The 25,289-nt window shown below is 68.5% G+C and carries 23 protein-coding genes; 13 read left to right on the top strand and 10 right to left on the bottom strand.

The features are described from left to right. Window positions 1-174: 174 nt before the first annotated feature. The 3 genes from TMO_RS17175 to TMO_RS17185 form a co-directional block, all read right to left on the bottom strand. Window positions 175-861 (bottom strand): dienelactone hydrolase family protein, encoded by a 687-nt coding sequence (locus TMO_RS17175; RefSeq protein WP_041605075.1) that lies wholly within the window; start codon window positions 859-861, stop codon window positions 175-177. 111 nt (window positions 862-972) lie between these two features. Continuing rightward, window positions 973-1,548 (bottom strand): methylated-DNA--[protein]-cysteine S-methyltransferase, encoded by a 576-nt coding sequence (locus tag TMO_RS17180; protein ID WP_014746926.1) that lies wholly within the window; start codon window positions 1,546-1,548, stop codon window positions 973-975. Then, window positions 1,545-3,611: a thioredoxin domain-containing protein gene (locus TMO_RS17185; protein ID WP_014746927.1), complete on the bottom strand. Its 2,067-nt coding sequence runs from the start codon at window positions 3,609-3,611 to the stop codon at window positions 1,545-1,547. The genes TMO_RS17180 and TMO_RS17185 overlap by 4 nt, the downstream gene beginning before the upstream one ends. Window positions 3,612-3,741: 130 nt before the next feature. Between TMO_RS17185 and TMO_RS17190 the strand changes: the two genes are divergently transcribed. The 7 genes from TMO_RS17190 (at window position 3,742) to TMO_RS17220 (ending at window position 10,568) form a co-directional block, all read left to right on the top strand. Then, complete coding sequence (locus TMO_RS17190) at window positions 3,742-3,996, top strand: DUF6489 family protein (RefSeq protein WP_014746928.1); 255 nt, start codon at window positions 3,742-3,744, stop codon at window positions 3,994-3,996. A 7-nt stretch (window positions 3,997-4,003) separates the two neighbouring features. Continuing rightward, window positions 4,004-4,414 carry a (2Fe-2S) ferredoxin domain-containing protein gene (locus TMO_RS17195; RefSeq protein WP_014746929.1) on the top strand — a complete coding sequence of 137 codons (411 nt, stop codon included), beginning with the start codon at window positions 4,004-4,006 and terminating at the stop codon, window positions 4,412-4,414. 156 nt (window positions 4,415-4,570) lie between these two features. Then, window positions 4,571-5,956, top strand: coding sequence for a tRNA uridine-5-carboxymethylaminomethyl(34) synthesis GTPase MnmE (mnmE, locus tag TMO_RS17200; RefSeq protein WP_014746930.1), 1,386 nt, complete (start codon window positions 4,571-4,573; stop codon window positions 5,954-5,956). Between the two features lie 203 nt (window positions 5,957-6,159). Beyond that, window positions 6,160-8,109, top strand: coding sequence for a tRNA uridine-5-carboxymethylaminomethyl(34) synthesis enzyme MnmG (mnmG, locus tag TMO_RS17205; protein WP_014746931.1), 1,950 nt, complete (start codon window positions 6,160-6,162; stop codon window positions 8,107-8,109). Between the two features lie 5 nt (window positions 8,110-8,114). Further along, window positions 8,115-8,843 (top strand): 16S rRNA (guanine(527)-N(7))-methyltransferase RsmG, encoded by a 729-nt coding sequence (gene rsmG / locus TMO_RS17210; RefSeq protein WP_014746932.1) that lies wholly within the window; start codon window positions 8,115-8,117, stop codon window positions 8,841-8,843. Next, entirely contained in the window at window positions 8,815-9,639 is an 825-nt protein-coding gene (locus TMO_RS17215; RefSeq protein WP_014746933.1) for a ParA family protein, read from the top strand. Before rsmG ends, TMO_RS17215 begins: the two co-directional genes overlap by 29 nt. Continuing rightward, on the top strand, window positions 9,636-10,568 hold the full coding sequence (locus TMO_RS17220) for a ParB/RepB/Spo0J family partition protein (RefSeq protein ID WP_014746934.1): 933 nt from the start codon (window positions 9,636-9,638) through the stop codon (window positions 10,566-10,568). The genes TMO_RS17215 and TMO_RS17220 overlap by 4 nt, the downstream gene beginning before the upstream one ends. Before the next feature lie 63 nt (window positions 10,569-10,631). Here the strand turns inward: TMO_RS17220 and holA are convergent, their stop codons facing one another. From holA to TMO_RS17240, 4 genes are all read right to left on the bottom strand, one after another. Further along, on the bottom strand, window positions 10,632-11,666 hold the full coding sequence (gene holA / locus TMO_RS17225; protein ID WP_014746935.1) for a DNA polymerase III subunit delta: 1,035 nt from the start codon (window positions 11,664-11,666) through the stop codon (window positions 10,632-10,634). Window positions 11,667-11,681: 15 nt separating this feature from the next. Next, window positions 11,682-12,281, bottom strand: coding sequence for an LPS assembly lipoprotein LptE (lptE, locus tag TMO_RS17230; protein WP_041605077.1), 600 nt, complete (start codon window positions 12,279-12,281; stop codon window positions 11,682-11,684). Next, on the bottom strand, window positions 12,247-14,832 hold the full coding sequence (gene leuS, locus TMO_RS17235) for a leucine--tRNA ligase (protein WP_014746937.1): 2,586 nt from the start codon (window positions 14,830-14,832) through the stop codon (window positions 12,247-12,249). The genes lptE and leuS overlap by 35 nt, the downstream gene beginning before the upstream one ends. 129 nt (window positions 14,833-14,961) lie before the next feature. Then, window positions 14,962-15,510 (bottom strand): DUF3576 domain-containing protein, encoded by a 549-nt coding sequence (locus TMO_RS17240; RefSeq protein ID WP_014746938.1) that lies wholly within the window; start codon window positions 15,508-15,510, stop codon window positions 14,962-14,964. Window positions 15,511-16,045: 535 nt separating this feature from the next. Between TMO_RS17240 and TMO_RS29655 the strand changes: the two genes are divergently transcribed. The 5 genes from TMO_RS29655 (at window position 16,046) to TMO_RS17265 (ending at window position 22,039) form a co-directional block, all read left to right on the top strand. Further along, window positions 16,046-17,125 carry a porin gene (locus tag TMO_RS29655; RefSeq protein WP_014746939.1) on the top strand — a complete coding sequence of 360 codons (1,080 nt, stop codon included), beginning with the start codon at window positions 16,046-16,048 and terminating at the stop codon, window positions 17,123-17,125. A gap of 328 nt (window positions 17,126-17,453) precedes the next feature. Continuing rightward, entirely contained in the window at window positions 17,454-18,548 is a 1,095-nt protein-coding gene (locus TMO_RS17250; RefSeq protein WP_014746940.1) for a porin, read from the top strand. A gap of 440 nt (window positions 18,549-18,988) precedes the next feature. After that, the gene (locus TMO_RS29660; protein ID WP_014746941.1) at window positions 18,989-20,086 is read left to right on the top strand and encodes a porin; all 1,098 of its coding nucleotides are present in this window, start codon (window positions 18,989-18,991) and stop codon (window positions 20,084-20,086) included. A 190-nt stretch (window positions 20,087-20,276) separates the two neighbouring features. Beyond that, window positions 20,277-21,176 carry a sulfotransferase domain-containing protein gene (locus TMO_RS17260; protein ID WP_014746942.1) on the top strand — a complete coding sequence of 300 codons (900 nt, stop codon included), beginning with the start codon at window positions 20,277-20,279 and terminating at the stop codon, window positions 21,174-21,176. Next, entirely contained in the window at window positions 21,173-22,039 is an 867-nt protein-coding gene (locus TMO_RS17265) for a class I SAM-dependent methyltransferase (RefSeq protein ID WP_014746943.1), read from the top strand. Before TMO_RS17260 ends, TMO_RS17265 begins: the two co-directional genes overlap by 4 nt. Here TMO_RS17265 and TMO_RS17270 read toward each other — a convergent pair. Then, the gene (locus tag TMO_RS17270; protein ID WP_228382242.1) at window positions 21,979-22,578 is read right to left on the bottom strand and encodes a thiamine phosphate synthase; all 600 of its coding nucleotides are present in this window, start codon (window positions 22,576-22,578) and stop codon (window positions 21,979-21,981) included. The two genes, TMO_RS17265 and TMO_RS17270, sit on opposite strands and share 61 nt — an antisense overlap. 146 nt (window positions 22,579-22,724) lie before the next feature. Here TMO_RS17270 and TMO_RS17275 point away from each other — a divergent pair, with 146 nt between their 5' ends. Further along, window positions 22,725-23,411, top strand: coding sequence for a YggS family pyridoxal phosphate-dependent enzyme (locus tag TMO_RS17275; RefSeq protein ID WP_014746944.1), 687 nt, complete (start codon window positions 22,725-22,727; stop codon window positions 23,409-23,411). 4 nt (window positions 23,412-23,415) lie between these two features. Here the strand turns inward: TMO_RS17275 and TMO_RS17280 are convergent, their stop codons facing one another. Both TMO_RS17280 and TMO_RS29665 read right to left on the bottom strand, forming a co-directional pair. Next, complete coding sequence (locus TMO_RS17280) at window positions 23,416-23,928, bottom strand: L,D-transpeptidase family protein (RefSeq protein ID WP_051045411.1); 513 nt, start codon at window positions 23,926-23,928, stop codon at window positions 23,416-23,418. Between the two features lie 94 nt (window positions 23,929-24,022). Further along, window positions 24,023-25,270, bottom strand: coding sequence for a hypothetical protein (locus TMO_RS29665; protein ID WP_014746946.1), 1,248 nt, complete (start codon window positions 25,268-25,270; stop codon window positions 24,023-24,025). Between the last annotated feature and the right edge of the window lie 19 nt (window positions 25,271-25,289).

Genomic DNA, 25,289 nt, shown 5'->3' on the forward strand with positions numbered 1-25,289 from the left:
GGCACGTCTCTGGGGACGCAGGGGTGTTTCGGTTCCCGATGATCGGCGAGGCCGGGCGATCGTGCAATGCCCCTGCCGGATCCGCCGCCGGAACGGCCTGTTTCCGCCACGACAAAAGAAAGGGGGACAGCCCGTCAGGACCGTCCCCCTCTGTCTGCGTCATGCCGTCGTCTGTCAGGCGATCGTGCTCTTCAGGAAGGTGAGGGTGCGGTCATCGGCCTTCAGCGCCGCGTCCTGCACGAAATTGGCACCGCCCGGGCGGGCGAAGGCGTGGTTGCAGCCCTCATAGACATGCAGCTCCACCTTCGGGTTGTCGGCCAGCGCCGACTTGATCTTCTCCTGCGACTCCGGCGGCACGAAATCGTCCTTGGCGGCCACATGCATCAGCAGCTTGCCGCCGATCGACGTCGCCTCGCCCAGATTGTCGTCCAGCGCTACGCCGTAATAGCTGACCGCCGCATCGATATTGGTGCGGGCCGCGGTCAGGAAGGCCAGGCGGCCGCCCAGGCACCAGCCGATGGCGCCCACCTTGCCGGTGCTGCTCTGGCCGCGGATATAGTCCACCGTCGCGGCGATGTCGTCGACGCCCTTGTCCGCGTCAAAGCCCTGGAACAGCTGGAAGGCCTTCTGCCAGTCGGCCTCGCTCTGATCGGTGATCATCACGCCCGGCTCCTGCCGCCAGAACAGGTCGGGGACGATGACGGTGAAGCCCTTGGCGGCGAAGCAGTCCGCCTGATAGCGCATCAGGTGATTGACGCCGAAAATCTCCTGAATCAGAACCAGCGCCGGGCCGCTGCCGCCCTGCGCCGTCGCCAGATATGCGTCAAACGTACCGCCGTCCCTGGCGGTGATCTGCACCATGCTGCCCACTGTTCGGCCCCTTTGCTTGTCTGGTCGGGATGCGGAATGAACGGCCCGGCGCCAGGTTTCCGTGGGGCGCAGCCCGCTTTCCGGTGTGCGGAACACGAGGCGTCACAGAAGCCGCGGCTGCCGTTCCGGCGTCCGGGCCCGCTCAAGGTGAAGCAGAAACCGTTTGGTGTCAACGCCACCCCGCGCAGAGAAACCTCCGATTGAATGTCCACCCCCCACCACCCGGTGGCAGGGGATGACGATCGGGATCGGATTGGCGCCACAGGCCCCGCCCACGGCGCGGGCCACCGACCCCACCCGGCGGGCCATGTCGCCATAGGTTTCCGTCTCACCATATGGAATCTCCAGCATCGCGGTCCAGACCGCGCGCCTGAATTCCGTGCCGGCGGGGGCGAGCGGCAGATCGAATCGGTCCAGTTCACCCGCGAAATACCGCCGGAGCTGGGCCTCGGTCTCGTCCAGAATCCGGGCCGTCTGCGAGCCGGCCTCGGCGGCCAGCATGGCCTCTGCAACATCGGCCGGGTCGATCCAGTCCAGCGCCAGCAGCGCCTCGCCGTCGGCGGCCAGGCGGATCGGCCCCAGCGGGGTGTCGGCCATCAGCCGCGTTGCGGCGGCGCGGGGGCCGGTCGTGCGCAGGATGGCGTCGCGGATGCGGGCACCCGGCTGCGTGGATGTCATGATCGGACAGGCTCCGGAGCAAGGGCGGCGGCCAGTGCCGCGGGGTCGTGCAGCGGCAGCCCGCAGCGCGGGCCCCGGCAATGATAGGCCGTGGGCCGCCCGTCTGCCATGCCCTTGCCATGGGAGGGATGGCCGGCGGGCAGGGGGGTACCGGGCTCGATCCGGCGCAGATCGAGCAGGGGCCTGCCGCTGGCCGCAGCCGCCCTGAGCAGCGCGCGGGTCGCCTCGTCGCCGGCGGGGCCCACCACCACCACCTGGTCCGCGGTCTCGAGCAGCAGGGCCGCGACCATCAACGATGCCACCCCGAAGGGGTTGCCGTCGACCTCGGCGCCGAAGGCCGCGATGGTCGCGCGGGCCGCCTCGGCATAGGCGGGGTTGCCGGTGGCGAGCGCCAGCCGCGCCAGGGCCTGCGCCATCAGCCCGTTGCCCGAGGGCTGGGCGGCATCGGTGCCGGGGCGGCTGCGCACCGGCAGCACCTCGGCATCGTCTGCGGTCATGTGCCAGCCGCCGCCCTCGGCCATGTGATGCCGCATCACCACCTCCGCCCAGCCTTCCGCCCGGGCCAGGCGTGCCGTGCCGCCCTCTGCCTGGTCCAGCGCCAGTGCCGCCAGGATCATAGCGGCGTGATCGTCCAGCAGCCCCGGCCAGACCAGCCGGCCGTCCCGCGCCGCATGGCCCAGACGGCCGTTGCGGTCATGGCTCGCCAGCACAGCGTCGAAGGCGCGGGCGGCCCGGGCCACCTGGTCCGGCCGGTCGAAGATCATACCGGCTTCGGCGAGGCCCGCGATCATCAGCCCGTTCCAGTCGGCCAGCACCTTGTCGTCGCGGCCCGGATGGCTGCGCGACCAGCGCCGGTCGTGCAGCCGTGCCGCCATCGCCTCAAGCCGCGCCTCGTCCTCTCCGCTCAGCGGGTCGGGATGGGCCAGCCGGTTGGGGATGGCGCGGCCCTCGAAATTGCCGCCCGGCCGGATGTCGTAGACCCGGCCGAAGAGGGCGGCATCGTCCGCGCCCAGAACCGCCGCGATCTCTTCGGCCGTCCAGAGGTAATAGAGGCCTTCTTCGCCCTCGCTGTCGGCATCCAGGCTGCTGGCGAAGGCGCCGTCACCTGTCTCCATCTCGCGCGCCAGCCAGGCCATGATCCCCTGGGCGGCCTGCGCGAAGACCGCGGCATGGGGTGCGCTGCCGGCCCGGGTCCAGGCGCGGGCGTAAAGCGGCAGCAGCTGGGCGTTGTCGATCAGCATCTTCTCGAAATGGGGGACCAGCCAGTCGGCATCGACCGAATAGCGGGCGAAGCCGCCGCCCAGATGGTCATGAATGCCGCCCGCAGCCATGCGGCGCAGCGTCCGGTCCAGGGCCGCACGGGCGGCGTCCGTCCCAGTCTCTCGCCCGATAGCCGGGCCGCCCGGGCTCGCCAGGGCGTCGAACAGGGCCAGCAGCGGCGGGTTCGGGAATTTGGGCGCGCCGCGCACGCCGCCGCGCTCCATGTCGAACACCCCGGCGATCCGGGCGGCCGCGCCGGCCACGGTATCGGCCGATGGCACGGGCCCCGGACGGCGGGCCGCGAGCCGGCCCACACGGGCACCGATCGCCGACGCGTTGTGGCGGACGTCTTCCGCCTGATCGTGATATATTGTCGCGATCTGCTCGAGCATGTCGCGGAAGGCGGGAAGACCGTGGCGAGGTTCGGGCGGGAAATAGGTGCCGCCCCAGAAGGGCGCACCATCGGGCGTGAGGAACATGGTGAGTGGCCAGCCCCCCGGCTGGCCGAGAGCCTGAAGAGCGGCCATGTATACGTCGTCGACATCGGGTCGTTCTTCGCGATCGACCTTCACGTTGACGAACAGCCGGTTCATAACGGCGGCGGTCTCGGGGTTCTCGAAGCTCTCATGGGCCATCACATGGCACCAATGGCAGGCGGCGTAGCCGATCGACAGCAGGATCGGCCGGTTCTCCGCCCTGGCGCGCGCGAAGGCCTCCGGGCCCCAGGGCAGCCAGTCTACCGGATTGTCCTTATGCTGAAGGAGGTACGGGCTGACTTCCCTGTGGAGTGAGTTTCCGGACATCTTTTAAACCCGAGAGTGTGTTGGCGCTTGCAATCGGTGCGGGGATCGCGGACTGTCCAGGGTACGTGGCGTCAGTGGCGACCATCGGCAAGCGCAGACGAGCCAAAGCAAAGATCAGGGAATCTGCCCGATGAAGATCTCCATCGACCTCGATTGCACCCCCGAAGAGGCCCGCCGCGCCGTTGGCCTCCCGGATCTGACGCCGCTGCACAACATGTTCCTGACCGAGATGCAGAAGCAGATGGCTCAGGCCATGAAGACCATGGATGGCGACAACATCATCCGGAGCTGGATGCCGGGCGGGCAGGGTTGGGACCAGATGCAGAAATTCTGGTCGGGGCTCGCCACCGCCGGCACCACCGGGGGCGTGAAGAAGGACGGCTGAGGTGAGTGTGGTCCGCAACGATCCGCCGCTCTATTACGAGCGGCACATCTTCGTGTGCACCAACGAGCGGCCCGAGGGCCATCCCCGCGGCTGCTGCGAGGCCGGCGGGGCAACGAAGCTGCGCAACTACATGAAGGCCCGCGCCAAGGAGATGGGGCTCAAGGGCGTGCGGGTGAACAATTCCGGCTGTCTGGACCGCTGCGAACTGGGCCCGACGCTGGTGATCTATCCCGAAGGCGTCTGGTACGGCTATCGCAGCACCGACGATATCGACGAGATCCTGACCACCCATGTCGCCGAAGGCGGCCGGGTCGATCGGCTGATGCTGAAGCCGGGCGATGACGAGATCGCCAAGGCCGACATCGCCGAGCGGCGCGCCGCCGAAAAGGCCGCCCGTGCGGCGGCGAGCGGCGGCTGACGGTCCCGGCCGTTCGGCCTGCTGACCATACGGCCCGCTCCGACTGTTCGGGCCGCTGTTCATGCAGGGCCATCGGGCTATGATGGGCCGGCATCCCGAAGGACGGGATGCCGGCCTTTCTTGTCCTGCGCCTGCCTGATCGGACCCTGAATTCCCATGACGACATCGGCGACCTCGCGCCCCCGGACCATCTTCGCCCGGGCGACCCCGCCCGGCCGTGGTGCCGTGGCGATCATCCGCCTGTCCGGCCCCGACACCGATGCTGCGCTGGTGGCACTGACGCCCGGGCGCGCGCTGCCCGAACCCCGCCTGGCCAGCCTCCGCCGGATCGCCGATCCGGTTTCGGGCCGGGTGATCGACGAGGCGCTGGTGCTGCGCTTCACCGCCCCCGCCAGCTATACCGGCGAGGACGCGGCCGAGCTGCAGCTGCATGGCGGCCCGGCGGTGGTGGCGGCGGTGATCGAGGTGCTGGGCCGGCTGCCGGGTCTGCGTCCGGCGGAGGCGGGGGAGTTCACCCGCCGGGCGGTGCTCTCCGGCCGGATGGATCTGACCGCGGCCGAAGCCGTCGCCGATCTGATCGCCGCCGATACCGCCGGCCAGGCGGCGCAGGCCCTGGCCCAGCTGGGCGGTCGGCTGGGGCGGCAGGTGGAGGAGTGGCGGGCGCGTCTGATCCGCGCCGCCGCCATGATCGAAGCCGAGATCGACTTCCCCGACGAAGAGGTGCCCGACGGCATCGCCCTGACGGTGGCACCCGAGCTTGAGGCGATCGCGACCGAGTTTCGTGCCTGTCTGGCCGATGGCCGATCGGGGGAGCGGCTGCGCGAAGGCGTGGTCGTGGCCGTGGTCGGTCGCCCCAATGCCGGCAAGTCGAGCCTGGTGAATGCGCTGGCCGGCCGCGAGATCGCGATCGTGACCGATCGCCCCGGCACCACCCGCGATGCGATCGAGGTGGCGCTCGACCTCGACGGGGTGGCGCTGACCCTGATCGATACCGCCGGACTGCGTGATACCGACGACCCGGTCGAGCAGGAGGGTGTGCGTCGCGCCCGGGCCCGGGCGGCCGAGGCGGATCTGCGCCTGGTGGTGATCGATCCCGAGACCACCGATCCGGCCGAAGCGATGGCCGAAGCAGGGGTGCTGCCGGGCGATCCGATCGTCTTCACCCGCCGGGACCGTCTGGCGGGCGATGCCGCCGACCGGCTTCGAGCAGAGATGGGCGGGGACCATCCGATGGTGCTGGTCTCCTGCGTCACCGGCGCCGGCATGGGCGATCTGGCCGCCGCTCTGGCCGGGCTTGCCGCCGGGCTCACCGGCGGCGGGGAAGGGGCGATGATCACCCGGGCCCGCCACCGGGCGGCGCTCGATCAGGCGGCGGTGGCGCTCGATGCCGCTGCGGCCGGGCTCACCCATCCGCTGCCGATGCTGGAGCTGGTGGCCGAAGACCTCCGCCGGGCCTGCGATGCGCTGGGCCGGATCACCGGCCGGATCGATGTCGAACACCTTCTGGATGCGATCTTCCGTGAGTTCTGCATCGGGAAATGATATCTGAAGGGCGAGCCCGCGCGGTATCCGCCCCTTCAGACCATGTCTGAACTGCCCCGGCTTTTCGTGTGTGGCACAGGGGGTTGGCGGCGGATGTTCCACGTGAAACGCGCGGTACCGCCGGCGGGTCCCAGGCCCGCCCGCCATTACCAGCCCGCCCGCCATCATCCGACCACCTCACCCGACGACCAGACGAGACCACGATGCCCAGCGATCTGCCCCGTTCCATCCCGGCCACGCCAGAGGCCGTCGTCGATCCGTCGGCGGTCGATGTCATCGTCATCGGCGGCGGCCATGCCGGTGTGGAGGCGGCTGCCGCCGCGGCGCGGGTGGGGGCGCGGACCGTCCTCGTCACCCATGCCTTTGCGACCATCGGCGCCATGTCGTGCAATCCGGCAATCGGTGGCATCGGCAAGGGTACGCTGGTGCGAGAGGTCGATGCCCTCGACGGGCTGATGGCCCGGGCGATCGATCGGTCGGGCATCCAGTTCCGGGTGCTGAATGCCAGCCGCGGCCCTGCGGTCCACGGGCCGCGCGCCCAGGCCGATCGTCGGCTCTATGCCGCGGCGATGCAGGACCTCGTCGCCGGCACCGCCGGGCTCCGCGTCGTCGAAGGCGCGGTCGATGATCTGATCGTGGCGGAGGAGGGTACGGGCCCGCGGGTCGCCGGTGTGGTGCTGGCCGATGGCCGCCGGATCCGGGCGGCTGCAGTGGTGCTGACCACCGGCACCTTCCTGCGCGGCATGATCCATATCGGCGATCAGCGCATCCCCGCCGGCCGGGTGGGGGAGGCGCCGGCCGCGGCGCTCGGGGCGCGTCTCGAAGCCCTGGGCCTGCCGATGGGTCGGCTGAAGACCGGTACGCCGCCCCGGCTCGACGGCCGGACCATCGATTGGGCTGCGCTGGCGGAGCAGCATGGCGACACGCCGCCCAAGCCGTTCTCGGTGCTGACCGACCGGATCACCGTGCCGCAGATCGCCTGCCATATCACCGCAACCACGCCGGCGGCCCATCAGGTGATTCGCGATCATCTGCACGAGAGTGCTGTCTATTCCGGCCGCATCGCCGGCCGCGGCCCCCGCTACTGCCCGTCGATCGAAGACAAGGTCGTGCGCTTCGCCGACCGCGACAGCCATCAGATTTTCCTTGAGCCCGAGGGGCTGGACGATCACACCGTCTATCCCAACGGCATCTCCACCAGCCTGTCGGCCGAGGCCCAGGCCCGGATGCTCCGCCATATCCCGGGGCTGGAGCGGGTGTCGATCATCCGCCCCGGCTATGCCATCGAATATGATTTCGTCGACCCGCGGTCGCTGCTGCCGACGCTGGAGAGTCGGGTGATGCCCGGGCTTTACATGGCCGGTCAGATCAACGGCACCACCGGCTATGAAGAGGCGGCGGCGCAGGGGGTGCTGGCCGGCGCCAATGCCGCGCTGGCGGCGGGTGAGGCGGGGGGCGATCGTCGCCAGGGGACCCGGCTGTTGCCCGATCGCGGCCGCTCGCTCACCGGTGTGATGATCGACGACCTCACCACCCGTGGCGCCGACGAGCCCTATCGCATGTTCACCTCGCGCGCCGAATACCGGCTGCTGCTCAGGGCAGACAATGCCGATCTGCGGCTGACCGCCGAGGCGATGGCCCTGGGCTTGGTGGGGGCCGAACGCCGTGTCGCCCACGAGGCCAAGCTGGCCGCCCTCGACGAGGCCCGCGGGCTGGCTCGCAGCCTGACCCTCACCCCCGAACAGGCCCGCAGTCACGGCATCCCCGCCAACCGCGACGGCCGGCCGCGCACGCTGCACCAGCTGCTGGTGCATGCCGAGGCGACCCGTCCCGTGATGACCGCGATCTGGCCCGAGCTGGCTCGGATCCGGGCCGATGTCTACGAGCAGATCGAGATCGAGGCCCGTTATGACGGCTATCTCGGCCGGCAGGAGGCGGATGTCTCGGCCTGGCGCCGGGAAGGCGGGCTCGCCATTCCCGATGGGTTCGATTATGGCCGGGTCGGCGGCCTGTCGGCCGAGATGCAGGAAAAGCTGAACCGCAGCCGCCCGGCGACCATCGCCGCCGCCCAGGCGATCCCCGGGGTCACCCCGGCGGCGCTCAGCCTGGTGATCGGCGCCATCCGGCGCGGCGCGGCACTGGCGGCGGAATAGGGCAGATGGCACGCAAGCCCGATCCCCCCCGCTTCAGCCCCAGGCCGCCGGCTCAGCCGCGCCTGGCCGAGCCGGCCGGCCCCGCCGGCGCCGACCACGACATCATCCGGCCGCGGATCGATGCGCTGCTCGCCGGGGTTCCACGTGAAACCCTCGACCGGCTGGAGATTTACGCCGAAAGGCTCATCCGCTGGCAAGGGGCGATCAATCTGGTGGGCCCCGCGACCCTGCCCGAACTGTGGCGGCGGCACATGCTCGATTCGGCCCAGCTTCTGCCGCTGATCGGCCCGGCAGCGGGTCGGCGTCTGGTCGATCTGGGCTCCGGCGCGGGCTTTCCCGGGCTGGTGTTGGCGGCGCTGACCGATCTCGACGTTCATCTGGTCGAAAGCGACACCCGCAAGGCGATCTTCCTGCGGGAGACCGCCCGGGCGATGGGCATCATCGTCACCGTCCATGCCGAACGGATCGAACGCCTGCAAGCCCTGGGCGCCGACCTGGTCTCCGCCCGCGCGCTCGCCCCATTGGACAAGCTTCTTGAGATGGCCATTCCGCTTGCCCGCCCGGATGCCGTATTCTGGTTCCTGAAAGGCGCCCAGGCCGAGGCCGAGATTGCAGCCGCCCGCACCCGCTGGACAATGCAGGTGGTATGCCATAGAAGTATGACCGACGAGGGTGGCGTCATCCTTGAAGCGAAGGGGCTGTCTCGTGTCCAAGACCGTGACCAATCCCGCTGATGCGGCGCCTCAGGGCACCGGTCGCGTGCTGGCCATCGCAAACCAGAAGGGCGGCGTCGGTAAGACCACGACCGCGATCAACCTGGCGACTGCGCTGGCTGCGGCGCGCAAGCGGGTTCTGGTGATCGATCTCGATCCGCAGGGCAATGCATCGACCGGGCTGGGCATCAATGCCGGCCAGCGGGATCCGTCGAGCTATGATGTGCTGATGGGCGAGGCGAGCCTTGCCGAGGCGATCGTCGAAACCGATGTGCCCGGGCTGGCGGTGGTGCCGGCGGTGGTCGATCTGACCGGCGCCGAAATCGAGCTGATCGAGCGCCCGGCCCGCGAGCGCCGGCTGCGCATGGCGCTGGGTGCCGAGGGACTACCGCAGTACGACTACATCTTCATCGACTGCCCGCCCTCGCTCGGCATTCTGACCCTGAATTCCCTGGTCGCCGCCGATGCGGTGCTGGTGCCGCTGCAGTGTGAGTTCTTCGCCCTGGAAGGTGTCAGCCAGTTGGTGCGGACGGTCGACCGGGTGCGTCGCTCGCTCAACCCGCGGCTCGACATCCAGGGCGTGGTGCTGACCATGTTCGACAACCGCAACAACCTGTCCAACCAGGTCGCAGCGGATGTGCGCAACTTCTTCGGCGACAAGGTCTACAAGACCGTGATCCCGCGCAATGTCCGCGTGTCGGAAGCGCCCAGCCATGGCAAGCCGGTGCTGCTCTATGATCACCGCTGCGCCGGGGCGAAAGCCTATATCCATCTGGCAGGTGAAGTGCTGAAGCGCGAACGGGGGGTGGCCGCGTGAGTGCGGAAGAGACCGGCGGCCGCAAGCGCGGCCTGGCGCGTGGCCTGTCTGCGCTGCTCGGGGATACGGCGATCGAGGATGCGGCCCCTGCGGCCGCAACGGCCGACGTCCGGATGATGCCGGTCGAGCGACTGCGTCCCGGCCGCTATCAGCCCCGCCGGCATTTCGACGAAGAGGCCCTGTCGCAGCTGGCCGCCAGCCTGCGCGAACGTGGCGTGGTCCAGCCGATCCTGGTCCGTCCGGTCGATGACGGCGGTTTCGAGATCGTCGCCGGCGAACGGCGCTGGCGGGCGGCGCAGCTTGCCCGGCTGCACGAGGTTCCGGTCATCGTCCGCCATATGGCGGATCATGATGCGCTGGAGATCGCCCTGGTCGAGAACATCCAGCGCCAGGATCTGACGCCGCTGGAAGAGGCCGACGGCTATCGCCGGCTGATGGGCGAGTTCTCCTATACCCAGGAAGAACTCGGCCGGGTGATCGGCAAGAGCCGCGCCCATGTCGCCAACATGCTCCGCCTGCTGAACCTGCCCGATGCGGTCAAGGAGATGCTCGACGACGGCCGGCTGTCCATGGGGCATGCCCGGGCGATCGCCACTGCCGACGACCCCTCGGCCCTGGCGAAGCGCATCGTCGATCGCGGGCTGACGGTGCGTGAGGCCGAGACCCTCGCCCGGGGCGAGGCCGAGAAGCGGGCTAATCGGGAGGGCGCACAGCGCAAGCCCGTGGGCGGCCGGCCGCGCCGTGCCGATGCCGCCGGCAGCTCGGCCAAGGACAGCGACACACTGCGCCTGGAAGAGGATCTGAGCGAGAGCCTGGGCCTGAAGGTCTCGATCAACCCCATCTCGCCGACGGCGGGATCGATGACCATTGCCTATGGCTCGCTCGAAGATCTCGACGACCTGCTGGCCCGGTTGGGCGGGCGCGGCTGACACCCCGATCGCGGACCGATTTCCGGTCAAAAATTATCGATTGTGGAGGCGGGTTTTCAGGCCTCAGCGGCGGCGTTTACGCTGCCCGGCTTCGGCGGCAATACCCAGCAATGCCTGGCCGACCAGGGTCTCCTGGGGCAGTCCCTGCTTGGCCCGCGCCTCGGCATCGGCCAGCCGGCCCAGGGCCCGGGCGAGCGCTGCGGTCGGCCACACCGCCAGGGCGGCCCTGAAACTGCCGGTCTGCTTGAAGAACACCGGAGGCTTCAGCGATTTCATCGCCGCATCCGGATCCATACCGGCATCGATGTCGGCGCGGGCCTGAAGCAGCCGGCCGAAATGGCGGGAAACGGCGCGCAGCAGGGCGATGGCGGAGGTGCCTTCGGCAAAGGCGCGGTCGAGCGCCTGGTCCAGCGCCGCGGCATCGCCGCCGGCCGCCGCCAGCGCCACATCGTCCAGCGCCACGGTCCGGGCATCGCCGATCACCGCTTCGACATCCTCGAGCGTGACCCGGCCGCGGCCATGGGCGTAGAGGGCCAGTTTGTCCAGCTCCATCCGGGTCATCGCCCGGTCGGCCCCCAGAGAGCCGGCCAGCGCCATCAGCGCATCGGCATCGGCCTGAAGCCCTGCTTCCGACAGGTGATTGCGGATCACCTCGGCCAGATCACGGCCTTCATCGGCATAGCAGGCGATGGCGGCCGCATTGGTGGCGGTTTCGAACAGTTTGCGAAGCTTGGATCCCGGTCCCAACTCGCCGCCGTCGACCACGATCAGCGCATCGCCGGCCGGATCGCCCAGAAAACCGGCCAGCGCCAGCGCCTGGGCATCGCCGATATCCCTGAGGCGGACCACCCGCCGGCCGCCGCCGAAGGCGATGGCGGCCGCTTCGTCCGCCAGCCGGGCCGGATCATCCGACAGGGTCTTGCCGTCGAGGGTGGCGATCCGGAACGGATCGGTGGGGTCCGGCACGACCGCACGCACCAGCCGGTCGGCCCGTTCCTTCACCAGCCCGCGATCGGGACCATAGACCAGAACCGCCCGCCAGGCGGCATCGGGCCGGCTGCTTTTGGTGTCCGCATCACGGGGGGCGACCTTCACCATCCGCTCGCCGCCGCCTTAAACCTCGCCATGCTGGTCGAAATAGATCGACAGCCGGGTATGGACCTCGCGCGCGGCTTCCTTCAGCGCGCGTTCGATCGCATCCTGCCGCGATACCAGCGTCGCATAGGGGGCAGAGATCTGGTCATAGCCGTTGATCTGGGTGACCGTGCCGTCGGCCAGCAGCCTGTCGGCGTTGTTCTCGCCCGCATGGGGCGCCATCAGGCGATAGCTCACCACGATCCGCACATTGTAGCGGCTGGCGGTGGCGTCTTCGTTGATGGCAAGCCCGGTCTCGGTGATCTTGATGGCGCTATCCAGCCGGTAGCGCCCGGGATGACCGCGGCCCTCCCCGGCAAGCAGGCGTTCCAGGCTGTTCCGGTAGATCTGGCCAGCCCGGTCGGGCACCGGTCCGACCGCCACCGCGGCCAGCTGTTCGGTGACCGCGGGGCGGTTGGCGGCGGTGTCGCCATAGAGCGGCCGGAAGCCGCAGGCCGACAGCGTCAGCGCCGCCGCGGCCATGGCCGCCGCCAGCACCAGCCGCCGGCTGCGGCGGCTGGCGGGCCCGGTCGGGCTGATGCGATCAGCCGATGAGGTTGAGAATGCGGTTCGGGACATAGATCACCTTCCGCGGGGTGCGGCCGTCGAGAGCGGTCTTGACCTTGTGGTCGGCGAGGGCACGTTCCACAGCCGCATCCTGATCCAGATCCGGCGCGACATCCAGCTTGCTGCGCACCTTGCCGTTGACCTGCACCGGCAGGGTGATGGTGTCCACCGTCACCAGCGTCGGGTCGAAATCGGGCCAGGGCTGTTCGGCCAGCAGGCCGTCATGGCCGGCCATCCGCCACAGCTCCTCGCCCAGATGTGGGGTCATCGGTCCGATCAACCGGATGATGGCATCCACCGCCTCGCGGGCGACGGCGGCATCGGCGGGCGAAGCCGGGGTGAAGTCGAACAGCGCGTTCGAAAGCTCGCGCAGCCGCGCCACACCCTTGTTGAAGTGGAAGCGCTCCAGATCTTCCGACAGGTCGCGGATCGTCCGGTGCAGCTTGCGGCGGATCTCCAGCGCCGCGCCCTCGGCCGCCGCCAGGTCAGCGCCGATATCGGTGCCGGGGGCGGGCAGGGCGGCCGCCCACTCATCGACCAGCCGGTACAGCCGTGCCAGATAACGATGGGCACCTTCGGCGCCGGCATCGGTCCATTCCAGATCGCGTTCCGGTGGGCTGTCGGAGAGCATGAACAGCCGCGCGGTATCGGCGCCATAGGCCTCGATGATCGCCATCGGGTCGACGACGTTGCGCTTGGACTTGCTCATCTTCTCGATGCGGCCGCGGGTAACGGGTCGGCCGGTTTCCACATGGACCAGCTGGCCGTCGGCGTCTTTGGTCACCTCTTCGGGGAAGACCCAGCGGCCCTGATCGTCCTTGTAGGTCTCGTGCACCACCATGCCCTGGGTCAGCAGCCCGGCGAAGGGCTCTTTCACGTCCAGCAGCCCGACCTCGCGCATGGCGCGGGTGAAGAAGCGGGAATAGAGCAGGTGCAGCACGGCATGTTCGATGCCGCCGATATACTGGTCCACCGGCATCCACTTGTCGGCCGCTTCGCGCGGGAAGGGCCGGTCGGTGGTCAGGCCGGTATAGCGGGCGAAATACCAGCTGCTCTCGAAGAAGGTATCGAAGGTGTCGGTCTCGCGCCGGGCGGGCCTGCCGCAGCTCGGGCAATCGACATGCGCCCAGCTGGGGTGGCGGTCCAGCGGGTTGCCCTGGCCGTCGAACACCACATCCTCGGGCAGGGTGACCGGCAGCTGGTCTTCCGGCACCGGCACCACGCCGCAATCCGGGCAGTGGATCACCGGGATCGGGCAGCCCCAATAGCGCTGGCGCGACACGCCCCAGTCGCGCAGGCGGAAGGTGGTCTCACCCTTGCCGATGCCGATCTTCTCAAGCTCTTCGATCGCGCGGCGCTTGGCATCCGCGACCGACAGCCCGTCCAGGAAGCCCGAATTGACGATCACGCCGTCGCCGGTCAGCGCTTCGCTGCCGATCTCCAGCGGGGACGCGTCGTCCAGGCCTGCCGGCCGGACTACCGGCTTCACCGGCAGGTCGTATTTGCGGGCGAAATCCAGGTCGCGCTGGTCATGCGCCGGGCAGCCGAAGATCGCGCCCGAGCCGTATTCCATCAGCACGAAATTCGCCACATAGACCGGCAGCTTCAGCCCCGGCACGAAGGGATGTTCGGCATCGACCGGCAGCCGGTAGCCCTTCTTCTCGGCCTTCTCCAGCACCTCTTCGCTGGTGCCGGTGCGGTTGCACTCTTCGATGAAGGCGGCAAGCTCGGGGTCGGATGCCGCCAGCGCCTCGGCCAGCGGGTGGTTGGGGGCGATGCCGCAGAAGGCGGCGCCGAACAGCGTATCGGGGCGGGTGGTGAAGACCTCCAGCCCGTCCAGCCCCTCGGGCGCGCCCTCAAGGCGGAAGCTCAACCGGGCACCTTCGGAACGGCCGATCCAGCGCTCCTGCATGGTCTTCACCCGGTCGGGCCAGCGGTCCAGCGTCGACAGGCTGTCCAGCAGATCGTCGCCGAAGGCGGTGATCTTCAGGAACCACTGCGACAGCTTGCGCCGTTCCACCAGGGCGCCCGAGCGCCAGCCGCGGCCCTCGATCACCTGTTCATTGGCCAGCACCGTCTGGTCGACGGGGTCCCAGTTGACCCAGCTTTCCTTGCGATAAGCGAGGCCGGCTTCCAGGAACTTCAGGAACATGCGCTGCTCGTGGACGTAATAATCCGGCGCGCAGGTGAAGATCTCCCGGTTCCAGTCATAGGACAGGCCCATCGACTTCAGCTGGCCACGCATGGCCGCGATGTTGTCGTAGGTCCATTTGCCCGGATGGATGCCGCGCTCGATGGCGGCGTTCTCGGCCGGCATGCCGAAGGCGTCCCAGCCCATCGGATGCAGCACGTTATACCCCTTGGCGCGGCGGTAGCGTGCCGTCACGTCCCCCAGCGTATAAACGCGGACATGGCCGATATGGATGCGGCCGGAGGGGTAGGGGAACATCTCGAGCACATAGTATTTCGGCTTCGACGACGCTTCATCGGTCGTGAAGGTGCCGTTCTCGTCCCACACCTGCTGCCACTTGGGCTCGATCGCCTTGGGGTTGTAGCGGGCCATTTTTCCGGTACGAAGTGCGGATGACCGCAACCGGCACCGCTCCCTGTTGTCAGGGGGCATGCCGCTGCCGGTCACCCGGTTTGAGACGATGGCGGCAGGGCTGGCCCCGTCGCCGGACTTGTGACGCCGTCAGCTGGCCGTGCTTGAAACGCGCAGCTGGCGGGCGCGGGTGAGGATGGCGTCCTCGATACGGGTCGCGACCGCGGGCTCGACGGGCACGTCGACCCAGGTGCCGGCCTCGTCGCGGCGCTGCTTGAAGGCGGCCACGCGGATGCCGTCGGCCCGGAGCTGGCGGTCGAGGATATAGACGGTGAGCTTCATCCGCTCACCCGGCGTCTCGGGGGCGCTGTACCAGTCGGTGATCAGCACGCCGCCGAAGGGATCTGCGGAGGCCAGCGGCATGAAGCTGATGGTGTCGAGCGAGGCCCGCCACAGGAAGCTGTTCACGCCGATCGGCGAGGCGCCGCCGGTGCCGTCGCGGCTCTTCTCGTTATCGAAGATGTTGAGACCGCCGTCGCCGAAGATGGTCTGGCGCTGGGTCTCGTAGGTGCCGCCGGTTCCGCCGGGGATCGAGCGCGGATAGCTGGCTTCGGTCTCCACGCCGCTGCAGCCCGCGAGCAGCGCGAGCGCGCCTGCGAGCGTCGCGTACCGCAACAGATCCTTGCCCGTGACTGCCATGGCCGTTCCAAACCTCTCTGGCTATTGTCCGACGTGGTCCCGCCGGCGTTGTCTCTGGTCCCGACAGGGCGTCGCCGAAATCTGTCCGAGAGAGGCATTTGCGCTCCGTCGGATGGCTTCGGTCGGCTGAACTATATGGCAAGCCGCTTCCTGCCTCAACCGAAGCCGATAACAGGTCGTCCGCGGGCCCGTGGGGGCCCCCGCGGACGGGGGAGGGGGCCCATGACCCCCCTGTGTCATCCCTGTTGCAATCCTGCTACATTGTGACGGAAATCACTGACCGGCCCTGTTGCGCTGCGTTGACGGCGCGTGCGCTGCAGAAGAACATGAACTTGCCGCATGGGCGAATTCCCCGCACGCCCGGCGTCCGGGAGACGGCCAAGACCGTCAACCGCGAAGAGCTTCCGGCCAGCATCAGGCCAATGACCACCAGGTCGGAACCCGAAGCGGGCCGGCCGATCAGACTGCATCCCGGACGTCCCGGCACCCGGCCGGACTGAAGATTCTGAACGTTCTCACCAGGGGACCCGACCCGATGAAGAAGATCCTGCTCGGCAGCACTGCCATCGTCGCCGCTGCCGCCGCTTTTGCCGCTCCCGCTTCGGCGGCCGAGAAGATCAAGCTTGGCCTCGGCGGCTATTATCAGAGCGTCTTCGTGCTGATCGACGAAGATGTGGCGGACACTCGCACCGACAGCATGAAGCAGGAAGGTGAGATCCACTTCCTCGGTGAGACCACGCTCGACAACGGCGTGACCGTCGGCGTGAACGTGCAGCTCGAGGGCTATACCACCGACGACCAGATCGACGAGCACTTCGTCTATTTCGAGGGCGGCTTCGGTCGCGTGCAGCTGGGCGCCGCCGACTCGGCCGCCTATCTGATGCACTATTCGGCCCCGACCGCCATCGCCGGCCATGGCGTCGACAGCCCGAACTTCTTCCATGCCTCGCAGCCCGGCACCAACGTGCTGGCGTCGAACTACACCTTCCTGAACACCACCGGCGACGCCAACAAGCTGACCTACTTCACCCCGCGCTTCTCGGGCTTCCAGCTGGGTCTGTCGTACACGCCCAGCCTCGCGGCCGGCACGGGCGGCTCGTCGAACTCCTATGGCAACCTGCCGGACAACACTCCGGGCCAGCAGGAGAAGATCGTCGAGATCGGTGCCAACTACGTGAACAGCTTCGGCGGCATCGACGTCGCCTTCGCGGTGGGCTACCTGACGGGCCAGCAGGAAGTCGATGCGGCAGGCTTCGATGATCAGGAAGCCTTCACGGTGGGTGCGCAGCTGGGCTATGCCGGCTTCACCTTCGGCGGTGGCTACCAGAAGAACAATATGGGCCTGCAGCTCGAAGACGACATGGAGCAGTGGAATGTGGGGCTGACCTACGGCTTCGGCCCCTACACCGTCGGCGCGGGCTATGGCTATGGCAGCCAGACCAGCGGTGCCGGCGTGAAGGACGAGCTGTCCACTCTGGAGATCGGTGGCACCTACGAGATGGGTCCGGGCGTCAGCCTGATGGCCGGCTACTTCCGCTACGATTTCGACTCGGACCTGGCGGCGAACCGGAACACCTCGGACGCCTTCATGGTCGGTACCTCGCTCGAGTTCTGATCGGGCAGTCGTGGGCGCCGCGGTTTCCGCGGCGTCCACCCCTCACATAACCGTCTGACGGCTGATCCGGCCCTGCCCGGAGTTGTTGCTTCACAGCCACAGTGTGGCGGGAAGCGCGACGGCAGGGGTGCACCTCGCTTGACCACCGCATGCGCGGGATGGAACATGGCGACGCACAGCGCTTCGGATACGGCTTCGACGGCACCCTATTTACGGGTCGTATCACCTGGCGCTCGATGCCGCGCCGGGCTTTTTGTGTTGGTCTGATGGCAGTTCGCCAGATGGCCGGCCTCAAGCCTGGCTCCACCGGTTCTAGGGGAACTGACCGATGAAGAAGATTCTGCTTGGCACGTCGGCCATCGTTGCCGCCGGCCTGCTCGCCGCGCCGGCGTCGGCCGCTGAGAAGATCAAGCTGGGCCTGGGTGGCTACTACCAGAGCGCCTTCGTCCTGATCGACGAGGACGTGGAGAACACCCGCACCGACAATATGAAGCAGGAAGGCGAGATCCACTTCCTGGGTGAGACCACGCTCGACAACGGCATCAAGGTTGGTGTCAACGTCCAGCTCGAGGCCTACACCACCTCGGATCAGGTCGACGAGCACTATGTCTACTTCGAGGGTGGCTTCGGTCGCGTCGTCCTCGGCGCCGAGAACTCGGCTCCGTACCTGATGCACTACTCGGCCCCGTCGGCCGTGGTGGGTCATGGCGTCGACAGCCCGAACTTCTTCCATGCCAGCCGTCCGGGCACCGCTGCTCTGGGGTCGAACGCGACCTTCCTGAACGCGACCAGCGACGCCAACAAGCTGACCTACTTCACCCCGCGCTTCTCGGGCTTCCAGCTCGGCCTGTCGTACACCCCGAGCCTCGCGGGTGGCCGCGGCGGTTCGTCGGGCGCCTATGGCAACCTGAGCGACAACGTCGTCGGCCGCCAGGAGCAGCTGGTCGAGGTTGGCCTGAACTACGTCAACACCTTCGGTGCCGTGAACTTCGCGGCGTCTGCCGGCTACACCGGTGGCTCGCTCGAAGCTGACGGTGCCGGCTTCGACGATCTCGAGGCCTGGAGCCTGGGTGCGAATGTCGGTTATGCCGGCTTCACCTTCGGTGGTGCCTACATGACCAGCAACCAGGGCCTCGAGCTGAACGACGACCTGGAGCAGTGGAACGTCGGCCTGACCTACGGCTTCGGCCCCTACAAGGTTGGTGTTGCCTACGCCTATGGCAGCCAGAGCAATGGCAGTGTCATCGCGGCGACCGCCAACGACAAGGACGAGCTGCAGATGCTCGAGGTCGGTGGTACCTACGCCCTGGGCCCGGGTGTCAACCTGATGGCTGGCTACTACTACATCGACTTCGACTCGGATATCGCGGCCAACCGCAACGAGGCGAATGCGTTCATGATCGGTACCGCCCTGTCGTTCTGATCGACCAGGCAAGCCGATTGGCCGGGTCACCGGCCGGACGTGAAAGAGGGGATGGGCTTCGGCCCGTCCCCTTTTTTCTTGTCCGCATGTTCCTGCGGAGATGGCCTGAGATGGTTGCGCTGCACACCCGGGAAGGACCGCAGGATCCCGCGGAATCCGGCACGGAATGCCGCGCTGCAACGGTATACCGTTCGCGCCTGCGCCATGTGGCATTGGTGACACAGTGCGCGTCAACCGACACAGCGGCGATCCCGGTTTCTTGACGACCCTCGCCGGCCCGCGTTTATTTGGTGCGTCTCATGTGACGATGATCACGAAAACCCCGGGAGCGGGTGACGAAGATCACGTCCGTCAAGCATCAGCCTTCGGGAGCACGGGCCCCGTCGGTGTATCGTTCGGGCAACAGACCCGGGCGACCTCGATCGAGAGTGAGGGAGAGCATGAAGAAGATTCTCATCGGCACCACGGCGCTCGTCGCCGTCGGCCTCGTCGCCGGCCAGGCTTCGGCGGCGGAGAAGATCAAGCTGGGTCTGGGCGGCTACTATCAGTCGTTCTTCAAGATCACCGACCAGGACGAGGTCAACGGCGTCGAGTACCGCTCCGACGAGATGGTTCAGGAAGGCGAAATCCACTTCCTGGGTGAGACCGTCCTCGACAACGGCCTGAAGGTCGGTGTGCAGGTGCAGCTCGAGGGCTACACCACCGGCGACCAGATCGACGAGCACTATGTCTACTTCGACGGCTCGTGGGGCCGCGTGCTGCTGGGCGCCGAGAACTCGGCCCCGTATCTGATGCACTATGCCGCGCCGTCGGCGATCGCCGGTCACGGCGTGTCGTCGCCGAACTTCTTCAACTTCTCGACCGGCACCAACCTTGCCGGCCGCGTCGGGCAGGCTCCGAGCACCCTGATCAACAACACCTCGGACGCCAACAAGCTGACCTACTTCACCCCGCGCATGGCCGGCTTCCAGCTCGGTCTGTCGTACACCCCGAGCCTGGCCGGCGGCACCGGCGGTTCGTCGGGCTCGTACGGCAACCTGACTGACAACGTCCCGGGCCGTCAGGAGCAGATCGTCGAAGTCGGTCTGAACTACGTCAACAAGCTGGGCCCGGTCGATCTGGCCGTGTCCGGTGGCTACCTCAAGGGCAGCCTCGAGGCTGATGCGGTCGGCGCTGACGACCTGCAGGTCTGGAGCCTGGGCCTGAATGTCGGCTTCTCGGGCTTCACCTTCGGTGGTTCGTATATCAACGACAACCGCGGCCTCGACGGCAACAACGACATCAAGGGCTGGGACGTCGGCCTGGTCTATGCCTTCGGCCCGTACAAGGTCGGCGCCGCCTATGCCAACAGCCAGCGTGAATTTGACGGTGGCCGTGGCGACGACGAGCTGAAGATGTACGAGATCGGTGGTCAGTACGCCATGGGCCCGGGCATCAGCCTGAATGCCGGCGTGCAGTTCCTCGATGCCGACAGCGACCTGGCCTCGGGTCGTCAGGATGGCACCTCGTTCCTGATCGGTACCGCTCTCAGCTTCTGATCGGTGTCGCTCGGGCGGCCTTCGGGCCGGATGAGACGGGAAGGGCGGGTCTTCGGACCCGCCCTTTTCCGTGTGCATCCTGTGCTTCGGGCGCGGCTTTCTTTTGTCCGGCGCGGTTTTCGGCTATGGATTGGGGCTCGATGCCCGGCCGGCACGGTCTGCCGGCAGCCTTCAAGGGAGTCCCGCCGTCATGGGTGCGATTATCTGGCTCGCTTCCTATCCGAAATCGGGCAATACCTGGACGCGGGCGTTCCTGCACAACCTGCTGCGTGACGCCAAGGCCCCGGTCCATCCCGATCGTTTTGCCGATTTCTGCCTGGGCGAGAGCAAGCCCGAATGGTATCTGCGCTATCTGGACAAGCCCCTGTCGCAGGCGACCGAGCAGGAGATCATGAAGATCCGTCCGCTGGTCCATCGTGACATGACGCAGGCCTTCCCCGACAACGTCTTCGCCAAGACCCACAACATCCTGGCGGAGCGCGGCGGCTATCCGCTGATCAGCCTGAACCACACCGCCGGCGCCATCTATATCGTGCGCAATCCGCTGGATGTGGTCTCGTCCGTGGCCGACCATTTCGGTCTCGATATCGACGGGGCGATCGGCATGATGGCGACCGAGGGTGCCGTCACCGCCAATGACGACCGCAACGTCTTCGAGGTGCTGAGCACCTGGTCCCTGCATGTGAAGAGCTGGACCCAGGTGGCGAGCCCGGGCCTGCATGTCATGCGCTATGAAGACATGACCGACCGGCCGCTGCAGACCTTCCGCAAGCTGACCGATTTCCTGGGGCTGAAACCCCCGCGGGAGCGGCTGGAACGGGCGATCCGCTTCTCCTCCTTCAAGATTCTGAAGCAGATGGAGGAGCGTCACGGCTTCCGCGAGCGCTCGGTCAATTCCAAGGCCTTCTTCCGCTCCGGCAGTGCCGGCAAATGGCGGGAACGGCTGACGCCCGATCAGATCCGCCGGATCATCGCCGATCATCACGAACAGATGGCGCGGTTCGGCTACATTCCCGCAGATTATGCCGATGCGGTTCCCGGTGCGGCCCTGCCGCAGCCGGCAGTCGCTACCGGCGAGGGGCCCAGATGAGCGAGCAGCGCGCCAGGCGTTTCGCATTGTCCACCGCGCTCGGCTTCGGCAAGCGCGGCTATTTCATCCCTTACCGCTATGCCGAACAGGTGGAAGCGGTGAAGCCCAAGGGGCCGCATCCGGCGGCCGAGGCGCTGTTTCAGGCGATGGAGCCGGTCTTCGGCGCGGTACTGGATGCCGCGGCCGATTATCGCGACGATCTGGCCCGGCTGGCCGGGGCCCGGCCGCCGGCGCCGCGCTGGTCGCAGGACTGGTTCCCGCGTCTGGATGCGCTGGCCGCCTATACCATGGTGCGTGCGGCCCGGCCGCGGCGGATCATCGAGATCGGGTCCGGCCATTCCACCCGCTTCATCGCCCAGGCGCTGAAGGATGACGGCCACGGTGCCGAGATGACCGCGATCGACCCCGAACCCCGGGCCGCGATCGACGAGCTGGGCATCCGGCTGATCCGCAAGCCGATGCAGAGCGTGCCGCTGAAGGAATTCGCGGCGCTTGAGGCCGGCGACATGCTGGTCGTGGACAGCAGCCATATCCTGATGCCGGGCAGCGATGTCGACGTGGTGCTGAACCGCATCCTGCCGATGCTGCCCAAGGGCGTGCTGGTCCATTTCCATGACATCTTCCTGCCCGACGGCTATCCGCAGAGCTGGGCCTGGCGTGGCTATAACGAGCAGCCGGCGGTCGCCGCCCTGCTGTTCACCGGCGGCTATAAGCCGCTCTTCGCCAGCCGCTATGTCGCAACCCGGATGACCGGGCGGGTGCAGAACGGCATTGCCGGCGGGCTGCCGCTGCTGGAAGGCGCCTATGAATCCAGCCTCTGGCTGGAAAAGCTGGTCGATGCGGCGGTGGCGCCGCCGGATTGAGATGCGGCTGGGGTGAAGGCGTCGATGGCGGCAAAGCCCGCAAGGTTGCGGCAGGGATGCAGCTGCCGCAACCGGCTGCGGTCCATGCCGCCCAGCGCCACCACCGGCCGGTCGGTCAGGCGGGCCAGCGCCCGAAAGCGGAGCGGCCCCAGGACCCTGGCCCCAGGATGGCTGCGGGTCGGCAGCACGGGGGAGATCAGCAGCAGTTTTGCGCCCCGCCGCCTGGCTCGGACAAGATCCCGGCGGTCATGGACGGCGGCGCTGGCCGGCAACAGGCGCGGCAGGCGGCGGATTTCGGGCCGGCGCAGCCGGTGGCCGGGCAGGTGCTGCCCGTCGGCGTCCAGTGCAAGGGCCAGGCTGCGATCGCCCGCGACCAGCAGCCCGATGCCCCGCGCCCGGGTCAGCCGTCGCCACAGCAGGCCGAGAGCCGGCCGGTCGGGGGCGTCGTAGTCACGGAAGATCACCAGATCGCCGCGCTTAAGGCCAGCGAGCAGGGCGGGGCGGGGCGGCCCTTGCCGGTTCCGGTCGGTGATCAGCACCGCGATCCCGCGCGGGTCCCGCCGCTGAGAGTTGAGAAGCCCGCCGCCTCGGCTATGATGGCGCCCCATATCGCATCTGCCCGATCCGAAGGGTGGAGGCGGGGTGCTGCCCCGCCGGTGATCCGTTCCGAGGGAGCCCGAGCCCCATGACCGACGTCAAGGCAAACCTCGCCCAGGTCCGGGCGGAGATCGACCGCGCCGCCCATGATGCCGGCCGCGACCCCGCGGCGGTGACCCTGGTGGCGGTCTCCAAAACCCATGACGCGCCGGCCATCCTGCCGGCGATCGAGGCCGGCCAGCGGGTTTTTGGGGAAAACCGGGTGCAGGAAGCCGCCGGCAAATGGCCGGCCCTGCGCGAGCGTTTCCCCGATCTGGAACTGCACCTGATCGGTCCGCTGCAGACCAACAAGCTGCGCGAGGCGCTGGCGCTGTTCGATGTCATCCAGAGCGTCGACCGCCCGAAGCTTGCCCGGATGCTGGCCGAAGAAGGGGCCAGGGCCGGCCGGCTGCCCCGGCTGCTGGTGCAGGTGAACACGGGTGAAGAGCCGCAGAAGGCGGGCGTGCTGCCCGCCGATCTGGATGGGTTTCTGCGGGAATGCCGTGAGGATCTGGGGCTCACCGTCGACGGGCTGATGTGCATCCCGCCGGTCGACGACCAGCCGGCACCGCATTTCGCCCTGCTGGCCGACATGGCGGCGGCCCATGGTCTTAAGCTGCTCAGCATGGGGATGAGCGGCGACTACCCCATGGCCATCCGCCTGGGCGCCACCCATGTCCGCGTCGGCACCGCCATCTTCGGGCATCGCGACTATTCTGCCCCTCTGGCGGGGTGATCCTCTAGAATCTCGCGCTGATGGTCAGGGTGTCGCCGGGGCCGGCATCCGCCAGCACCCGCACCAGATCTTCCATCGCCAGGGCCACGCAGCCTTCGGTGCCGGAGAAATCCGGACGAGCGACATGCAGAAAGATGGCGCTGCCACGCCCCGGCACCACCGGGGCGTCGTTCCAGCCCAGCACCGCGATCAGGTCGTAGACATGGTCGTCGCGCCACAGCCGTTCATGGCGGGCGGGGAAGGGCAGGTCGACGGGCTTGTTGTACCAGGGGTTTTCCGGGTCGTCGCACCAGCCGTCTTCGGGGCGGATCGCCTGGACGGGCAGGCGGGTGCGCGGCGCCTCGACCCGGTCGGCACGATAGAGCACCCGCCGGATCGGCAGGGTGCCGATCGGGGTTGCCCCGTCGCCTTCGCGTTTGGCGACGGTGATGCCGTTGCGGCCGATGGCCACCGGCAGGCGCTCGTCCCGCCACCAGAAGCGGAACCGGGCGAGTAGGGGATCGTATCGAACCAACATGGTCTCAGTCTGCCACGGCCCTGTCGGACCCGTGAAGACCAGCCGGCTGCCGACGCGGATTTGTCACGGCGCTGATCGCCCGGCGAGGGGTTGGCTACAGATTCCGCGAGACCGTTGCGGCCTTGGACTGGCCGGCGCGCATCTGGGCCTGGTAGCGATCCAGCGCCTGGTTCATCCGGGCGGCGAAATCGTCGAGCGGGATAGGGCCGGTCTCAGGCGCCGCCGCGTTCATGTCCTGCAGCTGGGCGGCCCGGGCGGCATCGGTCGCCATGGGCTCGTCCTGCGGCTCCCGCGGGCGGGGCGGCGCGGTGCGTGCGGCATAGGCTGCGGCACCCGGGGCCGATACCGGCGGGGCCGGCTTGCGGGCGGTCGGGCCGTCAACGCCCATGAAGGCGGCGGCCGGGATGATCCGGCCCATCTCGGTATTGCCGCCGGCGCTTCCGGCCGGCAGATCGGCGAGCGGCGTGCTGCCGGCACTGCCCGCCGGTACGCTCTGGCGCAGCATGGCCTCGATCTCGCGCTCGCTCGGCCGGCCATTGCGGCCGCGGGCGATGGAGAGGTCGTTCGCCGCCAGGCGTTCCTCGGCCGGGGTGGTGCTGCGGGTCCGCGGCGCCCGGTCGGCGGTGGCGGCGATCGAGGCCTGCGCCCCCGTGGTCTGCGCATCCGGGGTCGCGCCGCCGGCCGGCCGGTTGCCGTTCGCGGCCGCCGGGGCGGCGGCCCCGAAAGCCCCCAGCAGGGCGGCGAACTGGGCCTCGCTCATCCCCTGATCGCCGTCTTCGGCCGGGACATCCTTCGCCCCCACCGGCCGGCCCGCCGGGGCGGCGAGCGAGGCGGTCTGCGAGGCGGCGATCCGCGCCCCGTCATCGGCGGCGCTTTCCACCCGGCCCGATGCGGCATCGGCCGCGGCCAGCGCCGTGCCGCCGGTGTCCTCGTCCTCGCCGATCAGAGCGGCCAGCGCCCGATCGCCGGCGGTATGGCCCGAGGCGTCCATGGTGGCGTTTTCCATCATCGCGCCGATGGCACCGATCGGGCCGCCGAAGGCGATGCCGCCGATCATCCGTGCACCGGGCGAGATTGTATCGCCGGTCAGGGCCCGATAGACCGTCCCCACCACCGGCAGCTGCTGCAGCGGGTTCACGATGTCGAGCAGGTCGCCGAAGCTGAAGCCGTCCTCGCCCCAGAACCCCACCGGTTCCGCCTGGGCGGTCTTGTCGGCAGTGGTGCTGCGGTCGGCCCGCGCGCTGTCGGTCTGCGTGGTGTCGGTCGAAGACGTGCGCGCAGGTTCCCCGCCGGCCCAGGCGGGCGTGTCGTAGCGGTAACCGCGGGAAGCGTCGACGAACATGGCAGAAACCCCGGGGGCG

The sequence above is a fragment of the Tistrella mobilis KA081020-065 genome, assembly GCF_000264455.2.
In the GTDB taxonomy this organism is placed as follows: Bacteria; Pseudomonadota; Alphaproteobacteria; order Tistrellales; family Tistrellaceae; genus Tistrella; species Tistrella mobilis.

Coding starts and splice junctions, on each gene's coding strand:
- TMO_RS17175 (WP_041605075.1), bottom strand. CDS start 861: ATGGTGCAGATCACCGCCAGGGACGGCGGTACGTTTGACGCATATCTG.
- TMO_RS17180 (WP_014746926.1), bottom strand. CDS start 1,548: ATGACATCCACGCAGCCGGGTGCCCGCATCCGCGACGCCATCCTGCGC.
- TMO_RS17185 (WP_014746927.1), bottom strand. CDS start 3,611: ATGTCCGGAAACTCACTCCACAGGGAAGTCAGCCCGTACCTCCTTCAG.
- TMO_RS17190 (WP_014746928.1), top strand. CDS start 3,742: ATGAAGATCTCCATCGACCTCGATTGCACCCCCGAAGAGGCCCGCCGC.
- mnmE (WP_014746930.1), top strand. CDS start 4,571: ATGACGACATCGGCGACCTCGCGCCCCCGGACCATCTTCGCCCGGGCG.
- mnmG (WP_014746931.1), top strand. CDS start 6,160: ATGCCCAGCGATCTGCCCCGTTCCATCCCGGCCACGCCAGAGGCCGTC.
- rsmG (WP_014746932.1), top strand. CDS start 8,115: ATGGCACGCAAGCCCGATCCCCCCCGCTTCAGCCCCAGGCCGCCGGCT.
- holA (WP_014746935.1), bottom strand. CDS start 11,666: ATGGTGAAGGTCGCCCCCCGTGATGCGGACACCAAAAGCAGCCGGCCC.
- lptE (WP_041605077.1), bottom strand. CDS start 12,281: ATGTCCCGAACCGCATTCTCAACCTCATCGGCTGATCGCATCAGCCCG.
- leuS (WP_014746937.1), bottom strand. CDS start 14,832: ATGGCCCGCTACAACCCCAAGGCGATCGAGCCCAAGTGGCAGCAGGTG.
- TMO_RS17240 (WP_014746938.1), bottom strand. CDS start 15,510: ATGGCAGTCACGGGCAAGGATCTGTTGCGGTACGCGACGCTCGCAGGC.
- TMO_RS29655 (WP_014746939.1), top strand. CDS start 16,046: ATGAAGAAGATCCTGCTCGGCAGCACTGCCATCGTCGCCGCTGCCGCC.
- TMO_RS17250 (WP_014746940.1), top strand. CDS start 17,454: ATGAAGAAGATTCTGCTTGGCACGTCGGCCATCGTTGCCGCCGGCCTG.
- TMO_RS29660 (WP_014746941.1), top strand. CDS start 18,989: ATGAAGAAGATTCTCATCGGCACCACGGCGCTCGTCGCCGTCGGCCTC.
- TMO_RS17260 (WP_014746942.1), top strand. CDS start 20,277: ATGGGTGCGATTATCTGGCTCGCTTCCTATCCGAAATCGGGCAATACC.
- TMO_RS17265 (WP_014746943.1), top strand. CDS start 21,173: ATGAGCGAGCAGCGCGCCAGGCGTTTCGCATTGTCCACCGCGCTCGGC.
- TMO_RS17275 (WP_014746944.1), top strand. CDS start 22,725: ATGACCGACGTCAAGGCAAACCTCGCCCAGGTCCGGGCGGAGATCGAC.
- TMO_RS17280 (WP_051045411.1), bottom strand. CDS start 23,928: ATGTTGGTTCGATACGATCCCCTACTCGCCCGGTTCCGCTTCTGGTGG.
- TMO_RS29665 (WP_014746946.1), bottom strand. CDS start 25,270: ATGTTCGTCGACGCTTCCCGCGGTTACCGCTACGACACGCCCGCCTGG.